At 71.3% G+C, this 15953-nt stretch carries 18 protein-coding genes; 11 read left to right on the top strand and 7 right to left on the bottom strand.

Translation table 11 applies throughout. The features are described 5' to 3' along the window. Positions 1 to 13: 13 nt before the first annotated feature. Positions 14 to 1105, top strand: coding sequence for a succinyl-diaminopimelate desuccinylase (gene dapE, locus OG700_RS12275; RefSeq protein ID WP_405612744.1), 1092 nt, complete (start codon positions 14 to 16; stop codon positions 1103 to 1105). Positions 1106 to 1283: 178 nt separating this feature from the next. Then, a complete protein-coding gene (locus OG700_RS12270; RefSeq protein ID WP_405612742.1) occupies positions 1284 to 2033 on the top strand; it encodes a TIGR00730 family Rossman fold protein in 750 nt (249 codons plus the stop codon). Positions 2034 to 2056: 23 nt separating this feature from the next. On the opposite strand, the gene folP is transcribed toward OG700_RS12270, so the two are convergent. Then, positions 2057 to 2929: a dihydropteroate synthase gene (gene folP / locus OG700_RS12265; protein WP_405612739.1), complete on the bottom strand. Its 873-nt coding sequence runs from the start codon at positions 2927 to 2929 to the stop codon at positions 2057 to 2059. Positions 2930 to 3039: 110 nt separating this feature from the next. On the opposite strand from folP, the gene OG700_RS12260 reads away from it, so the two are divergent. Further along, a complete protein-coding gene (locus OG700_RS12260; protein WP_405612737.1) occupies positions 3040 to 3393 on the top strand; it encodes a DivIVA domain-containing protein in 354 nt (117 codons plus the stop codon). Further along, positions 3390 to 3986: a DNA-3-methyladenine glycosylase I gene (locus OG700_RS12255; protein WP_405612734.1), complete on the top strand. Its 597-nt coding sequence runs from the start codon at positions 3390 to 3392 to the stop codon at positions 3984 to 3986. The genes OG700_RS12260 and OG700_RS12255 overlap by 4 nt, the downstream gene beginning before the upstream one ends. Before the next feature lie 6 nt (positions 3987 to 3992). Here the strand turns inward: OG700_RS12255 and OG700_RS12250 are convergent, their stop codons facing one another. Next, on the bottom strand, positions 3993 to 4793 hold the full coding sequence (locus OG700_RS12250) for an enoyl-CoA hydratase/isomerase family protein (protein ID WP_405612731.1): 801 nt from the start codon (positions 4791 to 4793) through the stop codon (positions 3993 to 3995). Between the two features lie 324 nt (positions 4794 to 5117). Between OG700_RS12250 and OG700_RS12245 the strand changes: the two genes are divergently transcribed. Beyond that, entirely contained in the window at positions 5118 to 5285 is a 168-nt protein-coding gene (locus OG700_RS12245; protein WP_003966491.1) for a DUF3117 domain-containing protein, read from the top strand. Between the two features lie 134 nt (positions 5286 to 5419). Here the strand turns inward: OG700_RS12245 and OG700_RS12240 are convergent, their stop codons facing one another. Next, positions 5420 to 6085 carry an O-methyltransferase gene (locus tag OG700_RS12240; RefSeq protein WP_405612728.1) on the bottom strand — a complete coding sequence of 222 codons (666 nt, stop codon included), beginning with the start codon at positions 6083 to 6085 and terminating at the stop codon, positions 5420 to 5422. Positions 6086 to 6226: 141 nt separating this feature from the next. Between OG700_RS12240 and sigE the strand changes: the two genes are divergently transcribed. The 5 genes from sigE to OG700_RS12215 all read left to right on the top strand — a co-directional run bounded on the left by sigE (position 6227) and on the right by OG700_RS12215 (position 11220). After that, on the top strand, positions 6227 to 6985 hold the full coding sequence (gene sigE / locus OG700_RS12235; protein ID WP_405621636.1) for an RNA polymerase sigma factor SigE: 759 nt from the start codon (positions 6227 to 6229) through the stop codon (positions 6983 to 6985). Further along, complete coding sequence (locus OG700_RS12230; RefSeq protein ID WP_405612725.1) at positions 6982 to 7863, top strand: anti-sigma factor family protein; 882 nt, start codon at positions 6982 to 6984, stop codon at positions 7861 to 7863. Before sigE ends, OG700_RS12230 begins: the two co-directional genes overlap by 4 nt. Positions 7864 to 7978: 115 nt before the next feature. Beyond that, the gene (locus OG700_RS12225; RefSeq protein ID WP_405612722.1) at positions 7979 to 9802 is read left to right on the top strand and encodes a trypsin-like peptidase domain-containing protein; all 1824 of its coding nucleotides are present in this window, start codon (positions 7979 to 7981) and stop codon (positions 9800 to 9802) included. 126 nt (positions 9803 to 9928) lie between these two features. Beyond that, entirely contained in the window at positions 9929 to 10420 is a 492-nt protein-coding gene (locus OG700_RS12220; protein ID WP_405612719.1) for a sec-independent translocase, read from the top strand. 116 nt (positions 10421 to 10536) lie between these two features. Then, positions 10537 to 11220 (top strand): hypothetical protein, encoded by a 684-nt coding sequence (locus OG700_RS12215; protein WP_405612716.1) that lies wholly within the window; start codon positions 10537 to 10539, stop codon positions 11218 to 11220. 84 nt (positions 11221 to 11304) lie between these two features. Here the strand turns inward: OG700_RS12215 and OG700_RS12210 are convergent, their stop codons facing one another. The 3 genes from OG700_RS12210 to OG700_RS12200 form a co-directional block, all read right to left on the bottom strand. Then, positions 11305 to 12420, bottom strand: a complete 1116-nt coding sequence (locus OG700_RS12210; RefSeq protein ID WP_405621634.1) for an Mrp/NBP35 family ATP-binding protein — start codon at positions 12418 to 12420, stop codon at positions 11305 to 11307. Between the two features lie 87 nt (positions 12421 to 12507). Next, on the bottom strand, positions 12508 to 13110 hold the full coding sequence (locus OG700_RS12205) for a DUF1003 domain-containing protein (RefSeq protein WP_405612714.1): 603 nt from the start codon (positions 13108 to 13110) through the stop codon (positions 12508 to 12510). Beyond that, positions 13100 to 14374 carry a magnesium transporter MgtE N-terminal domain-containing protein gene (locus OG700_RS12200; RefSeq protein ID WP_405621631.1) on the bottom strand — a complete coding sequence of 425 codons (1275 nt, stop codon included), beginning with the start codon at positions 14372 to 14374 and terminating at the stop codon, positions 13100 to 13102. The genes OG700_RS12205 and OG700_RS12200 overlap by 11 nt, the downstream gene beginning before the upstream one ends. Before the next feature lie 281 nt (positions 14375 to 14655). Here OG700_RS12200 and OG700_RS12195 point away from each other — a divergent pair, with 281 nt between their 5' ends. Beyond that, positions 14656 to 15369, top strand: coding sequence for a hypothetical protein (locus OG700_RS12195; RefSeq protein ID WP_405612711.1), 714 nt, complete (start codon positions 14656 to 14658; stop codon positions 15367 to 15369). A gap of 35 nt (positions 15370 to 15404) precedes the next feature. On the opposite strand, the gene OG700_RS12190 is transcribed toward OG700_RS12195, so the two are convergent. Then, positions 15405 to 15932 (bottom strand): hypothetical protein, encoded by a 528-nt coding sequence (locus OG700_RS12190; protein ID WP_405612709.1) that lies wholly within the window; start codon positions 15930 to 15932, stop codon positions 15405 to 15407. Positions 15933 to 15953: the final 21 nt, after the last annotated feature.

The following is a 15953-nucleotide window of genomic DNA, read 5'->3' as shown; positions in this document are numbered from 1 at the left end:
GTAGGGTCTGGCCATGCCCGAAACAAAGCCTGGAACTGTGCTGGACCTCACGCTGGACGCCCCGGAGCTCACCGCCCGGCTCGTCGACATCCCGTCCGTCAGCGGCGACGAGAAGCCCCTCGCCGACGCCGTCGAGGAGGCCCTGCGCGCCCTGCCGCACCTCACCGTCGAGCGGTACGGCAACAACGTCGTGGCCCGTACGGACCTCGGGCGGGCCGAGCGGATCATCCTGGCCGGGCACATCGACACCGTCCCCATCGCGGACAACGTGCCCTCCAGGCTCGACGAGAACGGCATCCTCTGGGGGTGCGGCACCACCGACATGAAGTCGGGCGTCGCCGTCCAGCTGCGCATCGCCGCGACCGTCCCCGCGCCCAACCGCGACCTCACCTTCGTCTTCTACGACAACGAGGAGGTCGCCGCCGACCTCAACGGCCTCGGGCACGTGGCCGCAGCCCGCCCCGACCTCCTGGAGGCCGACTTCGCCGTCCTGCTCGAACCCTCCGACGCGCAGGTCGAGGGCGGCTGCCAGGGGACGCTGCGGATCCACCTCCGTACGGAGGGCGAGCGGGCGCACTCGGCGCGCAGCTGGATGGGGTCCAACGCCATCCACGCCGCCGCGCCGATCCTGGCCCGCCTCGCCGCGTACGAGCCGCGCCGCCCGGTGATCGACGGACTGGAGTACCGGGAGGGCCTGAACGCCGTGGCGATCGAGGGAGGCGTGGCGAACAACGTCATCCCCGACGCGTGCACCGTGGTGGTCAACTACCGCTACGCGCCGGACCGCGGCGAGGCGGAGGCGCTGGCGCACGTGCGCGCGGTGTTCGCCGACTGCGGGATCCGGGAGTTCGTCGTGGACGACCACTCGGGCGCGGCCCTGCCCGGCCTCTCACACCCCGCCGCGGCGGCCTTCATGGCGGCCGTGGGCGGCACCGCGCAGCCCAAGTTCGGCTGGACGGACGTCTCGCGCTTCGGTGCGCTCGGGGTGCCCGCGGTCAATTACGGCCCGGGGGACGCGCTGCTCGCCCACAAGCGCGACGAGCACGTGGCCGTCGAGCGGATCACGCACTGCGAGAACCGGCTGCGGGAGTGGCTGACCTCCTGACGAGGTGTGGGCGGGGCGGTCGGGAAGCAGTCGGCGGTCGGTCGGCAGGCGGTCGGTGTGCGGTCGGCGGTCGGTCGGTACGGCGGGGGCGTCGGACCGACCGCCGGAATTTCGCCGTTTGTCACCTCCATGGATCTACGCTGGCCGGGAACTGGCACAGCAGCGGAGGGAGCAGTCCATGGGCAGTCCTGAGGAAGCACGGAAGCCGGACACGCAGCGTCTCGGGCCGGTGCTGCGCCGCCGGGACCAGGTGCAGGCCGGCACCACCGACCAGCGGCTGCTGGACACCGAGGGTGACTCCGAGTGGGTGCACACCGACCCCTGGCGGGTCATGCGCATCCAGTCGGAGTTCGTGGAGGGCTTCGGCGCGCTCGCCGAACTGCCCAGCGCCATCAGCGTCTTCGGCTCGGCCCGTACACCTGTCGACTCGCCGGACTACGAGGCGGGCGTACGGATCGGCCAGGCCCTGGTCGAGGCCGGTTTCGCGGTGATCACCGGCGGCGGACCCGGCGCGATGGAAGCGGCGAACAAGGGCGCGCGGGAGGCGAAGGGCGTCTCCGTGGGACTCGGCATCGAGCTGCCCTTCGAGCAGGGGCTCAACCCCCACGTCGACATCGGCGTGAACTTCCGTTACTTCTTTGTCCGAAAAACGATGTTTGTCAAATACGCCCAGGGATTCGTCGTGCTGCCCGGCGGCCTCGGCACGCTGGACGAGCTGTTCGAGGCGCTCACGCTGGTCCAGACGCGCAAGGTGACCCGATTCCCGATCGTCCTGTTCGGCACGGCGTACTGGAACGGGCTCATCGACTGGCTGCGGGACACGGTCGTCGCGCAGGGCAAGGCGTCCGAGAAGGACCTGCTGCTGTTCCACGTCACGGACGACGTGGACGAGGCGGTGGCGCTGGTGACCAAGGAGACCGGCAAGTAGCGGCATCCGCAAGGTCGTTGGGATCAGGCCAGTCCCCGGCGGGCCACCGCCGGGGGCCGGTGGCCCGCGATGGACGCCACCATGTCCAGCACCTGCTTCGTCTCGGCCACCTCGTGCACGCGGTAGATCCGCGCGCCGAGCCACGCCGAGACGGCGGTCGTCGCGAGCGTGCCGATCACCCGCTCCTTCACCGGCTTGTCGAGGGTCTCGCCGACGAAGTCCTTGTTGGACAGCGACACCAGCACCGGCCAGCCGGTCTCCGCCATCTCACCCAGCCTGCGGGTCGCCTCCAGGGAATGCCGGGTGTTCTTCCCGAAGTCGTGCCCCGGATCGATCATGATCCCGTCCCGGCGGACGCCCAGTTCCGCGGCCCGCTCGGCCAGTGAGAGCGTCACCCGGAGGATGTCCGCGAGCACGTCGTCATAGGCGATCCGGTGCGGCCTGGTCCGGGGCTCGGCCCCGCCCGCGTGCGTGCAGACCAGCCCCGCGCCGTACCGGGCGGCGACCTCGGCGAGCGCCGGATCCACCCCGCCCCAGGCGTCGTTGAGCACATCGGCGCCCGCTTCGCAGACGGCCTCGCCGACCTCGTGCCGCCAGGTGTCCACGCTGATCACCACGTCCGGGTACCGCCTGCGGACCTCGGCGACGAAACCGACCGTGCGGCGCGCCTCCTCCGCCGCCGTCACCTCGTCGCCGGGCCCCGCCTTCACCCCGCCGATGTCGATGATGGCGGCGCCCTCGGACACCGCCTGCTCCACCCGGTCGAGCGCGGGCCGGTCGCGGAAGGTCGCGCCCTGGTCGTAGAACGAGTCCGGCGTCCGGTTGACGATGGCCATGATCACCGGCTCGTACGCGTCGAACTCCCGCCGCCCCAGCCGCAGAGTGCCGCCGTTCATCCCCTGGTCACCGCCCGTTCCCGCCGCCCGTTCCGTCGTCAGCGACCTTAACTGTCGGTCCCGCGTGGCACGATCGGCATCGGACGTTTCGCTGCCCCCGGGAGAAGCTCGTGTTCTTGTTCTTGCTCATCGCGATGGTCGTGGTCGTCGCGGCCGTCACCCTCGCGGTGGTCGGCGGCGGTGACCGCGAGGTGCTGCCCGAGACCGCGCCCGAACAGCTCGTGGACCCGCTGCCCACGACACGCCCGGTGGGCCGGGCCGACATAGAGGCCCTGCGGCTGCCGGTCTCCCCCCGCGGCTACCGGATGGCGGACGTGGACGAGGTGCTGGCCAGGCTCGGCGCCGAGCTGGCCGAGCGCGACTCCCGGATCGCCGAGCTGGAGTCCACCCTGGCGGGCGCCCAGGCGACGGCGGTCGGCCGGCCCGACCTCTTCGAGAACCCGGGCGAGGAGGACCAGCGGTGACCGACGGCGGAGCGGTGGCGGGACCGGACGGCGAGCTGCGCTGCCCCTGGGGCCTGTCGACCGAGGACTACGTCACGTACCACGACGAGGAGTGGGGCCGCCCCGTCCACGGCGACGACGCGCTCTTCGAGCGGCTGTGCCTGGAGGCGTTCCAGTCCGGCCTCTCCTGGATCACGATCCTGCGCCGCCGTGAGGGCTTCCGCCGGGCCTTCGCCGGATTCCGTATCCCGGCCGTCGCCGCCTTCACCGACGCGGACGCCGCCCGGCTGCTGACCGACGAGGGCATCATCCGCAATCGCGCCAAGATCGACGCCACGCTCGCCAACGCACGCGAGCTGGCCGGCTGGTCCGCCGGCGAGCTGGACGCCCTTATCTGGTCGTACGCACCGGACGCCGCGACGCGCCCGGTGCCCAGGACGATCGGCGACGTCCCGGCCGTCACCGACGAATCCACCGCGCTGGCCAAGGCGCTCAAGAAGCGCGGCATCCGGTTCGTCGGCCCGACGACGGCGTACGCCCTGATGCAGGCCTGCGGCCTGGTCGACGACCACCTGGCCGAATGCGTGGTCCGCGGACAGCTCACGCGCCCCTGAGCCGCGTCAGCGGCCCACGTAGCGCGGCTTCGCCTTGTCGAGGAAGGCCTGGACCGCGATGCCGTGGTCCTGCGACGCGCCCGCCCGGTTCTGGAGTTCGCCCTCCTTCTCCAGCGTCTCGGCCAGCGAGTGGCCGGCGCCGTAGGCCAGGGACTCCTTCAGCGCCGCGTACGCCAGCGTGGGGCCCTGCGCGAGGGTGCGCGCGACCGCCGCCGCCTCGGCGGCGAGATCGGCCGCGGGGACCAGCTTGTTGACGATTCCCAGCTCGTCCGCCCGCCGCGCCGTGATCGACCGCGGGAACATCAGCAGATCGGCCGCCCTGCTCTGCCCGATCAGCCGGGGCAACGTCCACGACACGCCGGAGTCGGCCGTCAGTGCCACGCCCGCGAACGAGGTGTTGAAGGAGGCCGTGTCGGCGACGACGCGGTAGTCGCAGGCGAGCGCGAAACCCAGGCCCGCCCCCGCCGCGACCCCGTTGACCCCGGCGACGACCGGCTTCGGCATCTCGGTCAGCGCCCGCACGATGGGGTTGTAGTGCTCCCGCACGGTGCTCATGGTCCCGCCGTTGCCGTCGGCCGCGTCGGCCGCCAGCAGGGCGACATGCTCCTTCAGATCCTGCCCCACACAGAAGGCCCGCCCGGTGGCGGTGAGAAGCACGGCCCGTACGGCCGGGTCGTCCGCGGCGGTGCGCAGCGCGTCCCGCAGGGCGACCTTGGCCGCTACGTTCAGCGCGTTCATGGCCTCGGGCCGGTTGATCGTGACGGTCGCGAGCCCGTCGCCCACCTCGTACAGCACCGTGTCGGCCATGATCGGATCTCCTCTGCGACTCTGACTGCCCGTCCGCTGTCCTGTCCGGCCCCAGCATGGCGGAGATCACCCCAGGCCGGCATGTGAGCTGCGTCAAACAATCCACGGCCGCCGAGCCGCGAACAGCGGCGAAGTATCGCAGGCGGATCACCGAATTGAGTCGTTTTGAGAGAGCGCGTTGCGCAAGCGATGCCGTCCGATGTTGGTCATCGGGTCCCGCCATGCGGGATAATGGCCTGGAAGCAATGTGTTCGATGCCGGTGACACAGCGCCTGTCATGGGGCCGCCGGCTGCGATGAGCTGGTTTCAGGAAGGGGAACGAGCATGGCGGCCATGAAGCCGCGGACGGGCGACGGCCCGCTCGAGGTGACCAAGGAGGGGCGGGGCATCGTCATGCGCGTTCCGCTCGAAGGCGGCGGTCGGCTGGTCGTCGAGCTGACCCCCGACGAGGCGGATGCGCTGGGTGACGCCCTGAAGAAGGTCGTCGGCTGACGCGTACAGAACGCGCACTCTCGTGCCGCCCCGCCACGGAGACACCTCCGTGGCGGGGCGGCTTTATGTGTTGGTGCCATGCGGGTCCTCGCCGGGCACACAGGACACGGCAGGCGGGACTTTCGCAACATGCCCTAGCGGCGCACGGCGCAGAGCAGCCCGTCGCCCACCGGCAGTAGTGACGGCAGCAGCTCGTCGTGCATCTCCCGCACCGTGCGCAGCAGCTCGCGCAGCCGCAGCACCTCGTGGGGCTGGGCCGCCGAATCGACCGTACGGCCGTCGGCGAAGACGCCCTCGAAGCAGACGAGCCCACCCGGTCGCAGCAGGCGCAACGATTCAGCGAGATAGTCCAGGCTCTCCAGCCGGTCCCCGTCGCAGAAGACGAGGTCGTAGCCGCCGTCGGCGAGCCGGGGAAGTACGTCGCGGGCCCGGCCGGGGATGAAACGCGCCCGGTTGTTGGTGAAGCCGGCCGCGCGGAACGCCTCACGGGCGAACTGCTGCCGCTCGGGCTCCGTGTCGACCGTGGTCAGTACGCCGTCGGGCCGCATCCCGTTCAGCAGATAGATCCCGGAGACCCCGGTGCCCGTACCGATCTCCGCGACCGCCTTGGCGTCCGCCGTGGCGGCAAGCAGACGAAGCGCGGCGCCCGTGCCCGGTGACACCGAGCGGAGCCCCATGTCCCGGGCCCTGTCGCGGGCCCAGCGCAGTGCCTCGTCCTCGGCGACAAAAGCGTCGGCGAACGCCCAGCTTGTCTGCCGGTTGGCGGTAATGACCCTCTCCTGTCCCCGTAGTTGGCGCACCGTGACTGTATCCGCTGGACGCGGGAACCCGCTGATGGGACCGGGCGTTATGAAGGGGTGGGGGAACACATGGATGAAGACCTGGGACCAGGCGCAAATTCAGGCAAAGATTCTTATCCGGAGCTAACGGGCGAGGTGGCTATGGTAGGTGCTCCGCTGGACACCACCAGAGTCGATAGGGGAGGTGCGGCTGCGCCTGCGGATCGGGGAGGAGCGTTCAAGCGCTTTCTCAGGTCGGCCGGTGAGCCGAAATCCGTGACCAACTTCGCTGACCGTTCTCGCTCGACCGACTCCGCAGTTACGGCGACCTTCGCATCGGATGCGGAATCGCAGGCGTGGACGCCTCCCAGCTGGGAGGAGATCGTCAGCACGCACAGCGTCCGCGTGTACCGCCTGGCCTACCGTCTCACGGGCAACCAGCACGACGCCGAGGATCTGACCCAGGAAGTCTTCGTCCGGGTCTTCAGGTCCCTGTCGACGTACACGCCCGGCACGTTCGAGGGCTGGCTGCACCGCATCACCACCAATCTCTTCCTGGACATGGTCCGCCGCAAGCAGCGGATCCGTTTCGACGCGCTCGGTGACGACGCGGCGGAGCGCCTGCCCAGCCGTGAGCCCTCACCGCAGCAGGTCTTCCACGACACCCACTTCGACGCGGATGTGCAGCAGGCGCTGGACACCCTCGCTCCCGAATTCCGGGCCGCGGTCGTCCTGTGCGACATCGAAGGGCTGTCGTACGAGGAGATCGCCGCCACGCTCGGCGTGAAGCTCGGCACGGTGCGCAGCCGGATCCACCGCGGCCGTTCGCACCTGCGCAAGGCCCTTCAGCACCGTTCTCCCGAGGCTCGGGCCGAGCAGCGGACGTTCGTGAGCGTGGCCGGGGAGGGCGGAGTCGCGTGAGTGGCACAGGTCCGACCCCCGCGGAGCAGCACCTGGGGGACCGGCTCGCCGCCCTGGTGGACGGGGAGCTCGGTCACGACGCCCGGGAGCGTGTGCTGGCACACCTCGCGACCTGCGCCAAGTGCAAGGCGGAGGCCGACGCCCAGCGACGGCTGAAGAACGCGTTCGCGCGGTCGGCGCCGCCGCCGCTGTCCGAAGGGTTCCTCGCCCGGCTCCAGGGTCTGCCCGGCGGACCGTCCGAGAAGGACGGGGACGAGTCCTCCGGCCCGTTCGACGGATCGGTGTTCGGCAACGGAGTCTTCGCCGCACGGAACGACACGTTCGGCTACCGCCCGACCGACTCCCACGCGTCGCCCCTGCGCGGCTCCGGCTCCGGTTCCGGCGCGGGCTTCAGGATCCACGAGGTGGGCCGCGCGGAGGCCGAGCGCTCGCCGTGGCGCGGCCGGCGGTTCGCCTTCGCCGCCGCGAGCGCGGTGTCGTTCGCCGCGATGGCGCTGGGCGGCGCGCTGCCCATGGGCGTCACGGCCGACACGGCCGCCCGCGGGTCCGGCGCGGGCATCACCCCGCTGACCAGGGCCACCACACCACCCGGCAGCGCCACCCGGAGCAGGCAGGGCGGCGAGCGGGGTGCCATCCTTCCGCAGTCCCTCGACAGCGCGCCGGTGCTCGCTCCTGGCACGACGCGGGCGCCGCTCAACGCCCACCCGTTCCAGTCGGCGGTGCTCAACCACTTCCCGGCGGCGCCCTTGATACGTCCTGCGGGTACGGCGTTCCAGCTGGCGGCGAACCCCGGACTGACCACCCCCACGGCCACGCCCGACCCCACCCACCTCGCCGCGCCCACACAGCCCGGCGCGCCGCTTTCGCGGAGTCGGTGACCAATGCCGGTGACAGGGTCCGTGACGGGGTCCCTGCGCGGACATTCGTAAACCTGGTTGAATCCCTGCACGGGTGCCCTTGTCGGGGCACGGACGAGGCAGGTGCGGGGAGAGCATGGACGACGGGAAGCCCACCGGACCCAAGGCGAAGTGGTGGAGCCGCCCGGCATCGGGACGCGCGATACCGCGCGAACCCGACGTACCGGAGCGCCGTAACCAGGAGGAGACGACGGAACTGTCGCCGGTCACCGATGAAGTTCCCCCGAGTCCCGACCGCACGCCGGTCACCGAACCGGCCGACAGCGCCCCGGAGCGGGTGTCCGAGCCGGCCCCGGATCCCGAGGACCATCTGCTCGCCCCACCCGAGCGCGCCCCCTCGGCCGTGAGCGCGGAGACGGGGCCGCAGAGCCGGCCACAGCCGCTGCACGAGCCCGATCCGTACAGCACACCGCCCTACGGCGGCCCCGGGCCTTGGGCGCCCGCGCCGCCCGTCCAGCGACCGGTGCCCACCCCGGCGCAGGGCACGCCCATCCCGCCGCAGCACTACACCGGTCCGGCCGTCCCTGACCCGTCGCAGCAGACCTCGGGGTACGGCGTCCCGGCGCAGGCCGCCCAGCAGCCCATGCCGCAGCCCCTGCCCCCGCCGCAGACGCAGACCCACCATCAGCCGCTCGCGCACCCGCAGCCGATGCCCCCGCCGCAGACACAGCAGCATCCCCCGCCTCAGGGCGGCCCGCACCCGCAGCCCACCCAGTGGCTCCAGTACGACCCCTGGAGCGCCCCCGGGCAGCGGGAACCCCTGTCGTACCCCGACCCCGGCGACTCCCGGAAGAAGCGCCGGGGCGTCGGGCTCGTGGGCGCCCTGGCGCTCGCGCTCTGCGCCGCCGTCATCGGCGGTGGTGTCGGCGCGTACGTGGAACGCAACGGCGGCCTCACCAGCGTCGAACTGCCCCAGGCCGGCACCGACGGCGGAGGCCGCCCGGCCGACAGCGTCGCCGGGATCGCCTCCAGCGCCCTGCCGAGCGTCGTCACCCTCCATGTCAGCGGCGGCGGCGAGCAGGGCACCGGCACGGGCTTTGTCCTGGACCGCAAGGGCCACATCCTGACGAACAACCATGTCGTCGATCCGGCCGGCGCCTCCGGCGACATCTCGATCACCTTCAGCGGTGGCGAGACGGCCAAGGCGAAGCTCGTCGGCAAGGACAGCGGCTACGACCTGGCCGTGGTGAAGGTCACCGGAGTCTCCGGGCTCAAGCCGCTGCCGCTCGGCAATTCCGAGAACGTCCAGGTCGGCGACCCGGTCGTGGCGATCGGCGCGCCCTTCGACCTCCAGAACACCGTCACGGCGGGCATCATCAGCGCCAAGGAACGCCCGATCACGGCCGGCGGCGAGAACGGTGACGGCAGCGACATCAGCTACGTCGACGCCCTCCAGACCGACGCGCCGATCAACCCCGGCAACTCGGGCGGCCCGCTGGTGAATTCGAAGGCCCAGGTCATCGGCATCAACAGCGCGATCCGCGGTGCGAACGGCGGCGGCTCACCGGACGGCGCCCAGGCCGGCTCCATCGGGCTCGGCTTCGCGATACCGATCAACCAGGGCAAGCGCGTCGCCGAGGAGCTGATCAGCACGGGCAAGGCGTCGCACCCGGTGATCGGTGTCACGCTCGACATGCAGTACACCGGCGACGGCGCCAAGGTCGGTGCGAAGAACGGCGACGGCGGACCGGCGGTGGAGGAAGACGGTCCGGCCGCGAAGGCGGGCATCAGGACCGGCGACATCATCACCGAGGTGGACGGTCAGCGGGTGCACAGCGGCGAGGAGTTGATCGTGAAGATCCGCTCGCACCGCCCCGGTGACGAGCTGGAGCTGACCCTGACCCGCGGAGGTGAGGAGCAGACCATGACTCTGGTCCTCGGCAGCGCGGAGGGTAGGTGAGTGTCGAATGAAGGTACCCTCCGGCCAGCTCCGCCGGGTACCGTGGAGCGGCCCGGGCCTTGACCCACCACAGGCCAGGCCGACGAGGTCCCGCCTGCGGGCACGGAGAACACAAGGAGCAGCTAGGTGTTCAATGACATAGGCGCGCTTGAACTGGTGACGCTCGTCGTCCTCGCCGTGCTCGTCTTCGGCCCGGACAAGCTGCCCAAGGTCATCCAGGACGTGTCCCGTTTCATCCGTAAGGTGCGGGCGTTCTCCGACAACGCGAAGGAAGACATCCGCTCCGAGCTGGGACCGGAGTTCAAGGACTTCGACTTCGAGGACCTCAACCCCAAGAAGTTCGTCCGCAAGCAGCTGTCGGAGCACGAGGACGACCTGGGGCTGAAGGACATCCGCAGCAGCTTCAACCTCAAGAAGGAAATCAACGACGTCGCGGACTCGGTCCACGGCAAGGGCGGCGACACCGCCGCGACGGACACCGCCGGGAGCGACAGCGGCGCGAGTACGGCCGCGCCGACGAGCCTGACGAAGAGCCCGTCCGGCACCTCCGACCTGCTCAAGAAGCCGGAGACGCCCCCGCAGGCCGATCGTCCGCCTTTCGACGCAGACGCCACCTGAGGGGCGCCCTGCCCGGCGAGCCGGTAACGGGTGGCTATCCTCCATCTGTCCGGTAGTGAGACGTCCGTGAGGGCGGGCCGCTCCGGACCCCGAGACAGAGGAGGCGGTCCGGACAGATGGAGACGACGAGTCGGGTAGGGGCCCACGACGCGGCCGGCACGGCGGATGGGGTGTCGGGGGCGGCCCGGCGCCCGGTCGAGGGCTATCTGCGGGCGACCTTCCCCTGGTACGGACTGGACGACGCGTTCACCGGACCCAGATGGCTGATGCAGGTGGGGACGGCGGCGGACGGCACCGTGCAGCACGGCGCCACCGGACACGGCGAAGAGCCGTCGATAAGACCGGACGCGTCAGGCGCGGAGAAGGAGCGGTTCGCGGCGGTCATCACGGTCGCCGCGAGCCCCGTACGCCGCAGTGGTGACGGCACGGGCGTGCTCGACGCCACGACGGTGTCCTCGGCGGCCTGGCTGGCCGGTTCGGGGCTCCTGGTGTCGACCTGGCCCGCGCAGCTCGACCACTCGCTGCGCGACGACTGGCTGGACCAGCAGACCGAGACGGCCTTCGAGCTGGCCGACGATCTGAACGGCTCCGCCTGGTCGGTGCTGTCGCTGCCCGTGGACGGTGTGCCGACGCCGTTCCACTATCGCGAATCCGAATTCGGCTGGGTGCTCGCGGGCTCGACGGGCCCGACCGCCACGGCCGAGGGCGGGGTGCACATCGGCGCGTACGGGCGCGGCATGAGCGCGTACGGCCTGGGCTTCTCGGTCATCGAGGACATCAACTCGTACGTGCCCGAGTAGCCGAGATCGCCGGACGGGCTGAAAGCCCGTCCGGCGCTTGAGGATCCGATATGAACCGTCCGGCGTTTGAGGACGGAACCTCGATCAGAACTTGTTACGCGGCGTCAGTCCCAGCGTCATACCCGCCAGACCGCGCTGCCGCCCGCCCAGCTTGCCCGCGATCGACCGCAGCGCCGCGCCCGCCGGGGAGTCGGGGTCGGAGAGCACGACCGGCGTGCCGTCGTCGCCGCCCTCCCGCAGCCGTACGTCGATCGGGATCGCGCCGAGCACCGGCACCGAGGCGCCGGTCGTCTTCGTCAGCCCCTCGGCGACCCGCTGGCCGCCGCCCGTCCCGAACACGTCGATGATCTCGTCGCAGTGCGGGCACGGCAGGCCCGACATGTTCTCGACCACGCCGACGATCTTCTGATGGGTCTGTACGGCGATGGAGCCGGCCCGCTCCGCGACCTCGGCGGCGGCCTGCTGCGGCGTGGTGACCACCAGGATCTCGGCGTTCGGCACGAGTTGCGCCACCGAGATGGCGATGTCGCCCGTGCCCGGCGGCAGGTCCAGCAGCAGTACGTCCAGATCGCCCCAGTACACATCGGCGAGGAACTGCTGGAGCGCGCGGTGCAGCATCGGTCCGCGCCACACCACCGCGGAGTTGCCGGGAGTGAACATGCCGATCGAGATGACCTTCACGCCGTGCGCCGACGGCGGCATGATCATGTTCTCGACCTGGGTGGGCTTGCCGTCCGCGCCCAGCATGCGCGGCACGCTGTGCCCGTAGATGTCCGCGTCGACGACGCCGACCTTCAGTCCGTCGGCCGCCATCGCCGCCGCCAGGTTGACCGTCACCGACGACTTGCCGACGCCGCCCTTGCCCGAGGCCACCGCGTACACCCGGGTCAGCGAGCCGGGCTTGGCGAAGGGCACCTCGCGCTCGGCCGTACCGCCGCGCAGCGACGTCGCCAGCTCCTTGCGCTGCTCGTCGCTCATCACGTCGAGGGTGACGGCGACATCGGTGACGCCCGCGACCGAGGCGACGGCCTGCGTCACGTTCGTGGTGATCGTCTCGCGCATGGGGCAGCCGGACACCGTGAGGTAGATCGTGACAGCCACCGCGCCGTCCGCCCCGATATCGACTGATTTGACCATGCCGAGGTCGGTGATCGGCCGGTGGATCTCGGGGTCGTTCACCGTCGCCAGTGCTGCGCGCACCGCGTCCTCCGCGGGGGCGACGGTTCCGTGCGTGTCGGTAGCCATATGGAGATGGTACGGCGCGGCGCGCACGCTCCGGAAAGCGCGTCAGTGCTCGGAACGGTCGGGTTCGTCACGTCCGTGCGGCGGTTCGCCCGGCAGTAGTACGTGCTGTTCGGCCAGGTCCCGCACCAGGTCCTGGAGCTCCGAGCGGATCCAGTCGCGGGTGGCGACCTCACCGAGGCCCATGCGCAGTGAGGCGATCTCGCGGGTCAGGTACTCGGTGTCGGCGATGGCGCGCTCGTTCTGCTTGCGCTCCTGCTCCTGGGTGACCCGGTCCCGGTCGTCCTGGCGGTTCTGCGCCAGCAGGATCAACGGGGCCGCGTAGGAGGCCTGGAGGGACAGCGCCAGCGTCAGGAAGATGAACGGGTACTCGTCGAAACGCACGCCCGCGGGCGCGAAGATGTTCCACAGCACCCACACGATGATGGTCAGCGTCATCCAGACGATGAAGCGTCCCGTCCCGAGGAAACGCGCGATCCGCTCCGAGAGCCGGGCGAACGCCTCGGGGTCGTAGTCCGGCAGGAGCCTGCGCCTCGGCGTACGCGGCTGGTCGAGCCGTCCGTGCGGCCCCCGCGCCACGGTGCTCGCTCCGGTGGCCGCCAGGCTCCGTTCCCTCGCCGCGTCCTTCTCCGCCCGCTCAGTGCCCACGCGCGGCCTCCTCCAGGCTGTGGAACCCGGTCTCCCGCCAGTCGTCGGGCAGCAGGTGGTCCAGGACATCGTCGACGGTCACGGCGCCGAGCAGCGACCCGCTCTCGTCCACGACCGGCGCGGCCACCATGTTGTACGCGGCGAGATAGCCGGTGATCTGGGGCAGCGGCGTATCGGGCCCCAGCGGCGGCAGATCGCTCTCCACGATCGAGCCGACGAGCGTGAACGGCGGGTCCCGCAGCAGCCGTTGGAAGTGCACCGTGCCCAGATACTTGCCGGTCGGCGTCTCGTCCGGCGCCCGGCACACATAGACCTGCGCGGCCAGCGCGGGCGAGAGGTCCCGCCGGCGCACTCGCGCCAGCGCGTCGGCGACCGTCGCGTCCGGCCGCAGCACGATCGGCTCGGTCGTCATCAGGCCGCCCGCCGTCCGCTCCTCGTACGCCAGCAGCCGCCGCACGTCGGCGGCGTCGTCGGGCCGCATCAGCTCCAGCAGCCGCTCCTTGTCCTCCTCGGGCAGCTCGGAGAGCAGGTCGGCCGCGTCGTCCGGGTCCATCGCCTCCAGGACATCGGCGGCCCGGTCGTCGTTGAGCTTGCCCAGGATCTCCACCTGGTCGTCCTCGGGCAGCTCCTCCAGGACGTCGGCGAGCCGGTCGTCGTCGAGGGCGGCGGCCACCTCGGCGCGCCGCTTCGGCGTCAGATGGTGCATCACATTGGCCAGGTCGGCCGGGCGCAGCCGTTCGAAGGTCGCCACGAGGGACTCCGCGCCCTGACTGTCCTCCTCCAGCGTGAAGCCGGTGACGGCCGACCAGTCGACGGTCAGCGCCTCGCCGCGCCGCCGCAGCGCGCCGCCCTTGCCGCGCCGGACGAAGACCTTCCCGATCTCCCACTCGCGGCGGGCGGGCAGTTGCTGGACGGCGACATCGAGGACGGTCACCTCCTCGCCGTTCTCCACGAGCTGGACGCGGCGGTCGAGCAGTTCGCCCAGGACCAGCCGCTCCGTGGGGCGCTGTTCGAAGCGGCGCATGTTGACCACGCCCGTCGTGATCACCTGACCCGACGCGACGCCCGTGATACGGGTCATGGGCAAGAAGATCCGCCGCCGGCTGAGGACTTCGACGACCATGCCGAGCAGCCGCGGCGGACGGCCGCCGACGCGCAGCATCGCCACGAGGTCGCGCACCCGCCCGACCTGGTCACCGCTGGGGTCGAAGACCGGCACACCGGCGAGATGCGAGACGAAGACCCGGGAGGTGCCCGACGCCATCATGCGCTCCTCCTTGCCCGTGATCTTGCCCGTGACTGTCCCCGTATCGACCGCGACAACGGGTTCAGGCTAGCCCGTACCGCTCCGTGCCGCCTTGGTGGATCCGTCCGTACGGTACGGGCGATCCGTCGCCGGGGCTCGTTGTCGAGGGGCGTCGTCGGCACGGGTACGCTGCGGTCTGCCGTCCCCCGTCACGCATGAGAGGCAGTGCGTTCGTGACCCTTCTTCGGTCCTCCGCCCGACTTTGCCGGGCCGCGATTCCCGTGGCTCTCTGCGTCGGGATGACCGTCGCGCTCACGGCGTGCGGCGGCGACGAGGATCCGGACGCGGGCACGAACGGCGTCGGCAAACTGTCGGCCGCCGGGATCGAGAAGAGGGCGAAGGCGGCGGCCGAGAGCGCGGACGCGGTACGCCTGTCGGGCACGCTCGTCACCGACGGTCAGACGTACAAGCTCAACATGTCGCTCAAGGAGGCCGGCGGCACCGGGTCGGTCAGCTCCAAGGCCGGCGGCACGTTCGAGCTGCTGCGCGTCGAGGACGAGCTGTTCCTCAAGGCGGACGCCGACTTCTGGAGCCACCCGGACGACAAGGGCGGCGACGGGGCGAGCACCCCGCCCAGCGCCGCCGACGCCGAGGCGGCGGGCAAGCTCAACGACAAGTACGTGAAGGTGCCCGAGGACGACCCGGCGTACGACCAGCTGCGGGGCTTCACCGACAAGAGCGTGCTGCTCGACGGGCTGCTGGGGCTGCACGGCAAGCGCGGCAAGGGCGACCGGGGCGAGATCGGCGGCGTACGGACCATCGAGGTCAACGGCAGCGAGGGCACGGGCGGCTCGCTGAACGTGTCGCTGGAAGGTACGCCGTACCCGCTGCAACTGGCCCGCGCGGGGGACGCGGGGACGCTCACGCTCAGCGACTGGGGCAAGGACTTCCCGCTGGAAGCGCCCACCAAGGGCGAGACGGTCGACTATGGCAGCACCCTGCCGAGCACCTGACCCGACCGGGCGCGCCGTTCCTCGGCCCTGCTCCCTCAGCCCTGCTTCCTCTTGCGCTTGAACAGCAGCCGCGGCACGGCCGCGGGCGCCGGCTGACGCGTCGTCGCCGGCGTCGGCAGCGGCGCCGCCGACTGCGAGTCCTGCGGCATGTCGGTGATCGCGTCGCGCGGCTCCAGCCGCAGCACCCGCGACTCGCGCGCCCAGCGCTCCGTCATCTCGTCGAAGTCCGGCGCGTTCAGCCGCTTGCCCTTCAGCTCGGCGACGGCCGCCTCCCACGCCGGAGTACGAGGAGCGAGCTCCGTGACGGACGCGGTCCAGGCCACCAGCCGCCCGCCCTTGTCCTTGCTCCGTACGGTCACATCGGCGGTGGAGCCGTCGACCAGCCCCGGCAGGGGCTGCTCACCGCTGCCGTCCCCGACGATCAGCGCGGCACCGTCGAGCCACACGTGCCACAGCGCGCGGGCGGGACCGCCCGCCCGCACCCAGATGAGGCCGGACTTCTTGGTGGCCTCCTCGACGAGCGCCTTGCCGAGGATCGGGGTGCCGGGGGCGGTGTCTGTCATGCCCCGCAGCCTAGGGCGTGC

The organism is Streptomyces sp. NBC_01508, assembly GCF_045040315.1.
GTDB lineage: Bacteria > Actinomycetota > Actinomycetes > Streptomycetales > Streptomycetaceae > Streptomyces.
The sequence above is the reverse complement of the archived record's forward strand: the minus strand, read 5'-3'. Positions and strand labels throughout refer to the sequence as shown.